8 protein-coding genes are annotated in these 10,128 nt (G+C 74.4%); 3 read left to right on the forward strand and 5 right to left on the reverse strand.

Going from position 1 to position 10,128, the window contains the following annotated elements; all coding sequences use genetic code 11:
• Positions 1 to 227 precede the first annotated feature (227 nt).
• Positions 228 to 1,412, forward strand: a complete 1,185-nt coding sequence (locus ACF1BN_RS25730) for a Rieske 2Fe-2S domain-containing protein (RefSeq protein ID WP_392333958.1) — start codon at positions 228 to 230, stop codon at positions 1,410 to 1,412.
• Here the strand turns inward: ACF1BN_RS25730 and ACF1BN_RS25735 are convergent.
• The 3 genes from ACF1BN_RS25735 to ACF1BN_RS25745 are packed head-to-tail and all read right to left on the reverse strand — an operon-like array spanning position 1,407 to position 5,095.
• On the reverse strand, positions 1,407 to 2,414 hold the full coding sequence (locus tag ACF1BN_RS25735; RefSeq protein WP_392333959.1) for a hypothetical protein: 1,008 nt from the start codon (positions 2,412 to 2,414) through the stop codon (positions 1,407 to 1,409). The two genes, ACF1BN_RS25730 and ACF1BN_RS25735, sit on opposite strands and share 6 nt — an antisense overlap.
• A gap of 3 nt (positions 2,415 to 2,417) precedes the next feature.
• The gene (locus ACF1BN_RS25740; RefSeq protein WP_392333960.1) at positions 2,418 to 3,734 is read right to left on the reverse strand and encodes an MFS transporter; all 1,317 of its coding nucleotides are present in this window, start codon (positions 3,732 to 3,734) and stop codon (positions 2,418 to 2,420) included.
• Entirely contained in the window at positions 3,734 to 5,095 is a 1,362-nt protein-coding gene (locus ACF1BN_RS25745; protein ID WP_392333961.1) for a discoidin domain-containing protein, read from the reverse strand. The genes ACF1BN_RS25740 and ACF1BN_RS25745 overlap by 1 nt, the downstream gene beginning before the upstream one ends.
• A gap of 344 nt (positions 5,096 to 5,439) precedes the next feature.
• On the opposite strand from ACF1BN_RS25745, the gene ACF1BN_RS25750 reads away from it, so the two are divergent.
• Entirely contained in the window at positions 5,440 to 6,048 is a 609-nt protein-coding gene (locus ACF1BN_RS25750; RefSeq protein WP_392333962.1) for a DinB family protein, read from the forward strand.
• An 11-nt stretch (positions 6,049 to 6,059) separates the two neighbouring features.
• Here the strand turns inward: ACF1BN_RS25750 and ACF1BN_RS25755 are convergent, their stop codons facing one another.
• Positions 6,060 to 7,046, reverse strand: a complete 987-nt coding sequence (locus tag ACF1BN_RS25755) for a DUF5937 family protein (protein WP_392333963.1) — start codon at positions 7,044 to 7,046, stop codon at positions 6,060 to 6,062.
• A gap of 75 nt (positions 7,047 to 7,121) precedes the next feature.
• On the opposite strand from ACF1BN_RS25755, the gene ACF1BN_RS25760 reads away from it, so the two are divergent.
• Entirely contained in the window at positions 7,122 to 8,030 is a 909-nt protein-coding gene (locus tag ACF1BN_RS25760; RefSeq protein ID WP_392333964.1) for an oxidoreductase, read from the forward strand.
• Positions 8,031 to 8,253: 223 nt separating this feature from the next.
• Here the strand turns inward: ACF1BN_RS25760 and ACF1BN_RS25765 are convergent, their stop codons facing one another.
• Complete coding sequence (locus ACF1BN_RS25765) at positions 8,254 to 9,948, reverse strand: alkaline phosphatase D family protein (protein WP_392333965.1); 1,695 nt, start codon at positions 9,946 to 9,948, stop codon at positions 8,254 to 8,256.
• Positions 9,949 to 10,128 lie beyond the last annotated feature (180 nt).

Genomic DNA, 10,128 nt, shown 5'->3' on the forward strand with positions numbered 1-10,128 from the left:
TGATCCACCATTCGGGTGACAGGGGTGTCCGGATATCGGCGCGGGCCCGCCCGCGTGGACAGGCCCCTCCCCGCTCCCCTCGCGCGCGCCTCGGACGGGGCCGAGGGGGGATGCGGGCACGGCCGCGCGCCGGGCGACGAATCGCGGGCGGGGACGGGTCGTGTTCCGCTGGACCGGAATGCCCTTGGGGCGAACGTCCGGTGCGAGGTGACGAGAGGGAGCGGCGGATGACCGAGGAGGCGAACGCGACCCGCGGGACGGGCCGGGGGCCCGAAGCCGGTGCTCCGGCGGTCGTGGACGGAACGACGGCCGGTGACCGCGCCGCGGGCGCGACCGACCTGCGGCGCGTCGGGATCGACCCGGACTTCTGGTACCCGGTCGCCCGGTCCGCGAGCCTGTCCAGGGGGAAGGTCCGCGCGGCCTCCTTCGCCGGCCGGCGCATCGCGCTCTACCGGGGCGACGGCGGCACCGTGTACGCCCTGGAGGACCGCTGCGCCCACCGCCAGGTGCCGCTGAGCCTGGGCGTGGTGGAGGGCGAGACGCTCCGCTGCTGCTACCACGCCTGGGCCTACCGGGGGAACGGGCGCATCTCGCAGATCCCCTACCTGCCCAAGGGCGCGCCCCGGCCACCGCGGGGCGTGCGGGCGTACCCCGTCCGCGAACGGTACGGGCTCGTCTTCGTCTTCCCCGGCGACCCCGCCCTCGCGGAGGCCGCCCCGCTGCCCGTGCTGCCCGAGGCGGACTCGGCCCGGCACCGGACGATGATGTTCGCGCGGACCGTGCGCTGCCACTACTCGTTCCTGCACGAGAACCTGCTCGACATGAACCACCAGTTCCTGCACCGGGGCGTCCTCGGCCGGATCCACCCCGAACTCCTCGGGTACGACACGGGCCCGCGCTCCGTGGAGGCCCGGTACCTCTTCGTGCCGTCCGGCGGGCGGAAGGACCGGGGAGCGGGGCTGCTGTCGGCCGAGGGACGGGGCGGCGCGTCGACGCCCGACGTGGTCACCATCCGCACCGGGTACCCCTACCAGACCCTCCGGGCCGTGCCCGAGGACTCGGGCACGGCGGCGTTCTCCCTGTGGGCCGCCTACGTGCCGGTGGACGCCGAGCAGCGGGTCAGCCGTGTGTTCGGGCTCCTCATGATCGCGAAGCCCGCCCTCCCGGGCGCCCTCCACGTGGCGTGGCCGCTGATCCGGCGGTTCACCGAGCGCGTCTTCGCCCAGGACAGGATGGCCGTCGAGGCCGAACAGCGGGCCTGGGACGAGCAGGGGGCCGACCTGAACCAGGAGGTCTTCCCGCTGATCCTCGACGTGCGGAAGGTGCTGCGCGAGAACGGCGTCCCGCTCGCCCCCGTGGACCCCTCGCCCACGACCTGCGCGGACGCGGACGGGTGCGACGGCGTCTCATGAGGCGCCGGGCGCGGACGCCGAGCCCGTGACCGTCGGGGAGGAAGCGGACGGCGCGAGGAGACGCGGGGCGGCCGAGCCGTCGGCGGGGACGGACCAGACCCCGCCGCCCCGGCCGTACGCGAGGGTCCTCGCGTCCGTCCACAGGGCCTGGTCGTCGACGCCGAGGGGTTCGGCGACCGGGTGCTCGCCGCCGCCGGCGAGGTCGTACACGTACAGCCGCCACGGCTCGCGCGGTCCTTCGGACACCCGCTTCTTGAAGGCGATCCGGGTGCCGTCGGGGGACAGCGACGGACACTCCACGTTCTCCCGCAGCGCTCGGGCCGACCAGGCGGCCATGTCGCCCTCGACGAGGTGGGTGCGGCCGTCGGTGGAGACGGTGGCGTAGAAGCGGTTGTCGTCGGCGGCGAAGCTGACGCCCCAGTAGTTGACGTCGGGTGCGTGGTACCGGCGTCCGCCGAGGGTCAGCGGAATCTGCTCCATGTTCTTCACCAGGTACCCGGTGCGCAGGTCGAGGACGGACGTACGGGTGGAGAAGGAGGAGCGGGCGTACGAGTCCCCGGTCGTGAACATCGTCCAGGCGAGCATGTTCCCCGAGGCGGAGACCCGGGCCCGGCTGGGGATGCCCGGCAGGCTCATGCGGCGCACCTCGCGCAGCTCCCGGTCGAGCACCAGGACATACGAGCGGGCCGGGACTCCGGGCCTGCGGCGGAGGCAGAGCGCGGTGTCCCCGGCCGCGTGGAAGCGGTCGCAGACCGGGCCGCCCGCCACCCGCCCGCCGGGCGCGGACGGGTCGACACGGGCGACGCGACCGGTCGCCGTGTCCCGCGCGTACAGCGCACTCCCGGTGAGGGTGAAGCCGGGGTCGGCGGTGCCGGCGCTCGTGGCGTCGCGGTCCGAGGCCGCGCGGAGGGTGTAGGCGGTGGCCCCGCCGCCGAGCAGCAGGAGCGCGAGGACGACGATCCAGACGCGGGTACGCGTGGAGGTACCGGTCGGGGCGTGCATGGGTCAGGGCGTCCTCTCTGAAGGTACGGAGGGATCGGAGGGGGCGGTCGGGGAGGCGGGGGCGGTCGGGGCGGTGGCGGCGCGGGGAAGCAGGCGCGCGGCGCAGCAGACGGCGGTGGCGAGGGCGAGGAGTGCCGCGGTGAGCGCGGTCTCCGGGCCGCTCGCCGTCCACAGGGCGCCGAAGGCGACGGCGGAGCCGAGCCGGGCGAGCGCCTGGGCGGTCTGGACGAGCGCGAGCCCGCCGGCTTGCCGGCCCTCGGTCAGGTAGGGGCCGGTCAGGGCCATGAGGACGCCGTCGGTCGCGGCGTAGAACACGCCGAGCAGGGCGAGGACGCCCAGCAGGACGGCCAGGTCGGGTAGCGGGGTCAGCAGCAGGCCGTAGGCGAGGAGCAGGGCCCCGTGCCCGTACAGGAGCGGCCGGCGCCGCCCGAGGCGGTCGGCCAGTCGGCCGGCGGGGACGGCGAGCAGCAGGAAGACCGTGGCCGCGCCCAGCGGGAGGAAGGGGAACCAGGTGGCGTCGAAGGCGAGTCGGCGCTGGAGCAGCAGGTAGAGGAAGGAGTCGCCGATGGTGGCCGCGCCGAGGAGCGCGGCGCACAGCACGATCCGCCGGTAGCCGGGTGAGCGCAGACCGGCGAGCAGCCCGCCCCGCGTTCGCGCGGAGGGGAGGGCGCCGCGCGCGCGACGCGCGACGGCGGTGCCGCGGCCGGGCACGAACAGCAGCCACAGCACGACGCCGAAGGCGCCGACGCAGAAGCTGACCGCGAAGACGGCGTCGTACGCGTCGGCCGTCAGCCACAGCAGGGCGAAGGCGGCCAGCGGCCCCAGGAGGGCGCCCGCGGTGTCCATGGCGCGGTGGGTGCCGAAGGAGCGGCCCAGCTCCTCCGGCGCGCTGTGCAGGGTGATGAGGGCGTCGCGCGGAGCGGTGCGCACCCCCTTGCCGAGCCGGTCGGCGCCGATGGCGCCGGCGATCCAGCCGGTCGACCCGCCCGCGAGGAGCAGGCCGAGCCGGGACAGGGCGGACAGGGCGTAGCCGGCGCCGCCGACCATCTTGTGCCGTCCGCCGCGGTCGGCCGTGACGCCGCCCAGGAGCCTCACGAGGGCGGTGGCGCCGGTCGACAGGCCGTCGAGCAGCCCGAACTGGAGGGGGGACAGGCCGAGTCCGAGGACCAGGTACAACGGCAGGACGGCGGTCACCATCTCCGAGGAGACATCGGTGACGAGGCTGACCGCGCCGAGCGCGAGGACAGTGCCCGGGACGCGCCGCCGGATCCCCGAGGGGGCGGGCGGCGCGTCGGGGCGACCGGTGGTCGCGAGGTACATCAGTGGCAGGAGTAGGTCGGGGCGGAGTCCTTGACCCGGTCGTCGGTGCCGACGTACTGCCAGGTGTAGGTGGTGTCGGTGAGGTCGAGCTTCAGGACGCCGTAGGTGCCGCTGATCCGCTTCTGGCTGTGGGGCTGGACGGTCTCGATGTCGTACGGTTCCGCGCCGCCCATGCCGCCGACGATCTCGACGATGCCGTCGGCGACGGCCCGCCCGTCGGGGTCCTGCGGGGCGAAGCGCTCGTAGTGGTGGTCGTGGCCGTTGAGGACGAGGTCGACCTTGGAGGCGTAGAGGATCTTCCAGACGGGCCGGGAGACCGGGTCGTTGCCATGGCCGCCGGAGGAGTACAGCGGGTGGTGGAAGTAGGCGGCGACACACCCCTTGGTCGTGCGTGCGAGGTCGTCCTTGAGCCACTGGATCTGCGCGGGGTCGTCGAAGGAGTTGGAGTCGAGGGCGACGAAGTGCCAGTTGCCCTGGTCGTAGCTGTAGTACGGCTTGCCCTGCGGGTACGCGATCGAGCCGAAGTACGCCTTGTAGCCGGCGAGCGACCCGGCCGGGTCGTAGGTCTCGTGGTTGCCGGGCACGGGCCGGGTCTTCGCCTTGAAGGCGCCCCAGGACTTGTCGTAGTAGGCGCGGAAGTCGGAGAGCAGGGCGTCGTCGTACTGGTTGTCACCCATCGTCAGGTAGAAGGAGGGCGCGATCCGCTGGGCCAGCGCCGCCGTCTTCGGGTGGGCGCAGGAGCTGCTGGAGGCCGTGCACTGGGCGGCGATGTCGCCGGCCGCGACGACCGTGAACGCACCGGTGGGCGGGGGAGTGGTCGTGGCGGTGCCGTAGACCTCCACCGTGAAGAGGGAGTAGCCGTACGAGGTGCCGCGGGCGGTGCCGTACACGCGCAGGTGGCGGCCGGTCCCGGTCAGGCCGGTCCAGTCGTCGGTGCCGCCGTTCCCGGCCGTCTCGGTGGCGAGGCGCGTCCAGTTCGTGCCGTCGGACGAGATCTCGACGCGGTACGCCTTGGCGTAGGCGGCCTCCCAGACGAGTTTGACGCGGGAGACGGTCGCCGAGGGGCCGAGGTCGACGCGGATCCACTGCGGATCGACGCCCTCGGCGCTGGCCCAGCGGGTGGTGGAGACGCCGTCGAAGGCCTTCTCCGGTCCGAAGGTGCCGTCCTCGACGGACGACGAGGTGGCCGGACGGCCCTGCGAGATCAGCGAGTCGGCGACGGCTCGGGCGCCGGCCCGGTCGGGCTGGGCGAGGAGGAGCCCGCCGACGAGCAGCAGCACGGCGGCGAGGACGAGGGAGAGCGAGGTGGGGGAGGAGAGGGACGTGGTGCGGCGAGGTGGGGTGGATGCGAACGGACGCATGCCTGGGCTCCCTGGCCTGAGGGGGCGAGAGCTGGACACCGGCAGGGCGCGCCACGGCCCGAGCGGGGTGGTGCGCGGCGGCCGGGTCAGAGCTCTCGCTGAGCGCGTCACGTCCCCGTGGGGCCGCCGCGCCGAGCCGCTGCGGGAGATGCTAGCGGACAGGAAGGTTTACTACCAGATGTTCCCGGGGCGAGGCCGCAGACGGCGAACGGAGCCGACCCCAGGGCGTGTTGGTCGCCCGCGAACGGTGAACGGCGCCGATCCCGGGCCGTGTCGACCCCGCACCGCGCACCGCGCACCTCGCCGTACCGGACGTTGTCAGTGGGCGGTGCGAGACTCGGCGTATGAACCGTCATGACCCGAAGGCAGACCTCCACCGCTACCTCAGGGCGGCCCGCGAGGCCGTCGTCTGGAAGACCGAAGGGCTCTCCGAGTACGACGTCCGCCGACCGCTCACCTCCACGGGCACCAACCTCCTCGGCCTGGTCAAGCACCTGGCGAGTGGCGAACTCTCCTACTTCGGACCGGTCTTCGGCCGCCCGCACGACGAGTCCCTGCCCTGGTACGACGAGGGCGCCGAGCCGAACGCCGACATGTGGGCCACCGCGGACGAGCCCCGGGACCGGATCATGGACCTGTACCGCCGCTCCTGGGCCCACGCGGACGCGACGATAGAGACCCTGCCGCTCGACGCGGCGGGTCACGTCCCCTGGTGGGGAGAGCAGGGCGAGGAGGTGACCCTCCAGCGCGTCCTGCTCCACGTGACGGCCGAGGCGTACCGGCACGCGGGCCACGCCGACATCGTCCGCGAACTGATCGACGGCCGCGCCGGCATGCGCCTGGCCAACAGCAACATGCCGGAGCGGGACGAGAGCTGGTACGCGGCCTACCGCGACCGCCTGGAGAAGCACGCCCGCCGAGCCCACGACCGCGCCGGCACCCCCGCCGGCTGACCTCCCCTCCCTCAGACGGAGGCCGCCCTGAGGAGGGTCTCCGCCGCGGCGGTGCGGGCGTACAGGACGGACCGGCCCGCGCGGTGGGCGCTGACGAGACCGGCGGTGCGCAGCGCGGTCAGGCACTGGGAGACCCCGGCGGCCGACTGCCCGGTGCGGCGCGCCAGTTCGGTGGTGGAGGCCGGGGCGTCCAGTTCGGCGAGCAGCAGGGTCCGCGAGCGGCCCAGGACCGGGGCGAGGGCGGAGGCCCCGGCGACGGGCCGCACCTGCCACAGCGAGCCGGTGCCGCGCGCCGGATAGGCGAGTTGGGGAGGGTCCGGCGGTCGCACCCGCGTCCGCAGCCCGGGTCCGGTGAACACCGAGGGGATGAGCAGCAGCCCCGCGCCACTGGACTCCCGGGGCATGTCCCGCTTCCTCCGCTCCAGCCGGAGCGTGTCGTCGGCCCAGCTCACCGAGGTGTGCAGGTCGTTGAGGAGGCGCCCCGCTCCGTGCTCCGCGATCGTGCGGGCCCGGTGGAGCACGTCCGCGTCCAGCACAGCTCGGATCCGCGCCCAGTAGGGGGACAGCGCCAGCTCCCAGTACGCCTCGATCTCCCGTGCCAGCCTGGGCAGGTGGGCGGGCGGGTCCGCGCGCAGTCTCGACAGGCGCGGGCCGAGACGTCCCTGATGGCGGGCGAGGTGGTCGAGGTCCTGCCGCACCCGGTCGGCGGGAGAGCCCGCGATCGCCTCCCACTCCGCCTCCGGCGCGGGGGCCGGCACGGCGGGGGCCGGGTTCAGGAAGTCGGGGACGTAGCCGGAGGACCCGGTCAGCTCGGTGAGCCAGCCCCGGTCGAGACCGGCGGCCCTCAGCCGAGGGCGCACCTGGTCGGCCCACGGCCCGTGGACCGGGTGCGAGGCCCCCGACGTGAGCAGCCGGAAGCTGGGGACGACCTCCCACAGGGGCGAGACCACGAACCGCACCTGGGCGAGGTCGCCGGCCGTGAACGCCAGCTCCGCCACTCCGATCACCCCCGACGGATTCGCTCATGCGTGAAACAGTGGCCCCGCAGGCTATCGCGGACCGATCATCACGCCATGACCTCACCCACCATCACCGCCTCGGCAGCGGGCACCTGGCAGCTCGGCGACCGCACGGTCAACCGGATCGGCTTCGGAACGATGCGCCTCACCCAGCACGGCGAGGCGCTCACACCGGGCGCCGTTCCGCGCGACCGCGACCAGGCCGTCGAGGTGCTGCGCCACGCGGTCGAGCTGGGCGTGAACCACCTCGACACCGCCGCGTTCTACTTCTCCCCGCTGCGCTCCGCGAACGAGCTGATCAACCGGGCCCTCGGCCCCTACCCGGACGACCTCGTCATCGTCACCAAGGTCGGCCCCGGACGCGACCCCTCCGGCGAGTGGACCGCGCACGCCACCCCCGGGCAGCTGCGCGGCCAGGTCGAGGAGAACCTGCGCCAGCTCGGACGCGACCACCTGGACGTGGTGAACCTGCGCGTCGTCGGCACCGCTTCCGTCGCCGAACGCTTCGGCGCGCTCGCCGAACTCCGCGACGCCGGACTCGTCCGCCACCTGGGACTCTCCAACATCCAGCCGCACCACCTCGCCGAGGCCCAGGCCATCGCACCCGTGGTCTGCGTCCAGAACATGTACGGCGTCGGGGCCTCGCCCGAGGAGGAGGCGTTCCTGCGCCGCTGTGGTGAACAGGGCATCGCCTACGTGCCGTTCTACGCGATCGCCGGACAGGGGCGGACCGCCGGCGCGCAGGCCGGAGAGAGCGCCGAGGTCCGTGCCGTCGCCCGCGCCCACGGGGTGAGCACCGCCCAGGTCCGGCTGGCCTGGACCCTGCACCAGGGCCCCCACGTCCTGGCCATTCCCGGCACCGGCGACCTCGGCCATCTCGCCGAGAACGTGGCGGCAGGCGCGCTCCGGCTGTCCCCGGAGGAACTGACAGCGCTGGACTCCGTCCGGCGGCCGACCCCGTGACCCGTCCCCAGCGGTGACACGGCGTGGACCCTGGGGCGGGCGAGGACCGGCGGCCCAGCTGGGATCGGCGGGCCGAAGGCGCCCGCCCCGCCGGGCAGGTGGGAAGGCGCCAACTCCCGCCCGGCAAGCGTGAGGGCGTCAACTCCCGCCCGGCAAGCAGGAATGCGTCAACTCCCCCCGGCAAGCGGGAAGTCGTCAACTCCCCCCGGCAAGCGGGAAGTCGTCAACTCCCGTCCGTCAGACCCCGGTCGAGCACGCCGGTCAGACGCGCTCCCGACCGGTCGGTCCCGCGGCGTTCCGGGTTCGCGCCCGCCGACGCCTTCTCCAGCCGCAGCCGGGCCGTGCGTCCGCGCAGGGTCAGCGTCATCAACTGGTTGCCGAACCACGGGCCGCCGGTGCGCTCCCACCGGACCGTCGGCCTCACGAGCCGTCCGTGGCGGGCCAGGAGATGGCCGAAGAGTTTGGCGGGCCGGCTCCAGCCGAGCCGGAAGCCGGCGCGCATCGTCGCCGGGACCGAGTTGTGCAGCGGGGAGCAGGTGAACTGGAAGACGCGGGAGCGCGGCTGCTCCCCGGCCGGCCAGACGGGCTCCGCCACGTACGCGTGGTGCACGTCGCCGGAGAGGACGCAGACCGTCGCCGGGGCGTGGTCGGACCGCCCCACCTCGGCGACCGTGTCCGTCAGCCGCGCGAACGAGTCCGGGAACGCCGGCCAGTGCTCCAGGTCCGCCCGCCGGCGCAGCCACTCGCCGAAGCGCGCCCAGCGGGGCCCGCGCTCACCGCGGCAGAGCGCCGCGTGCCAGCCCTCCGCGAAGTGGACCATCGGGGGCAGCAGCCACGGGAGCGAGGTCCCGACGAGCAGATGGTCGACGGAGCCGAGGTCGTCGAACGCCTGCGTCCGCAGCCAGGCGGCCTCCTCCTCGTCCAGCATCGCCCGGTCCCGCTCCTCCAGAACCCGGGCGGCCCGGGTGTCGACCATCAGCAGCCGGGTGCGTCCGAAGTCCCTGCGGTAGCTCCAGCGGACCGCCGCCGGGTCGGCCTCGGCGCGCTCCGCGAAGGCGCGCAGCACCGCCGTGCCGTCACCGGCGGCCAGGACCGCCGCGTACACCTCGTCCTCGGCGAGTTCGGCGGGGGAGAGGTTGCCGAGGTGCTGGTAGACCCAGTACGACATCAGGCCGCCGATGATCCGCTCGTGCCACCAGGGCGTCGCGCGCATCTCGGCCACCCAGGCGGCGCTCGTGTTCCAGTCGTCGATCACGTCGTGGTCGTCGAAGACCATGCAGCTGGGCACGGTCGCCAGCAGCCGGCGCAGCCCGGGGTCGCCCCAGGACTCGTCGTAGAGACGGGTGTACTCCTCGTAGTCGGCCACCTGGTCCGGCGGGGCGGCGGAGCCGGTGCCGGCGGCCCGCCGGTGCCGGGCGATCCAGGCGCGGGTCGCGGCCGACGTCTCGTCCGCGTACACCTGATCGCCGAGGAGGAGCAGGACGTCCGGGCGCTCGGCCTCCGGGTCGGCCGCGAGCCGGGCGGAGAGCGTGTCGAGCACGTCGGGCCCCACCGGATCCGACCGGCCCGCGGCGGGCGCCGCCCACCGGCACGAGCCGAAGGCGACCACCGCGTCCGTGGCCGGGACCGACGGCGTGCGGAGGGTGCTGGGCGGCAGGGGCGAGTCCGCGAGGGGCCATGCCCGCTCGCCGTCGAGCAGCACCTCGTACGGCACGGTGGTCCCGGGGGTGAGCCCGGTGACGACGACCAGCGCGTAGTGGTGGCCCGCGACGCGGAAGGTGGGGGCCGATCCCCCCGCGCCGTCGGGGCACCGGAGCTCCACCGTGCACGCCGTGTCGGTCTCGACCCACACGGTCGCGCTCGTGCCCGAGTCCCAGTCCACGTACCGCAGGAGCGGCCCCAGCCTCAGACCGGCCATCGTCGATTCCCCCTTCGTGCGATCCTCACGCTACGGAACGGACGCCCGGCATGCTACCGAGACGACACGGGTGACAGATTTTCCCGACGCCCGACGCCCGACGCCCGACGCCCGACGCCCGACGCCCGACGCCCGACGCCCGACGCCCGACGCCCGACGCCCGACGCCCGACGCCCGACG

Origin of the sequence: Streptomyces sp. NPDC014861 (genome assembly GCF_043081625.1) — a bacterium.
In the GTDB taxonomy this organism is placed as follows: domain Bacteria; phylum Actinomycetota; class Actinomycetes; order Streptomycetales; family Streptomycetaceae; genus Streptomyces.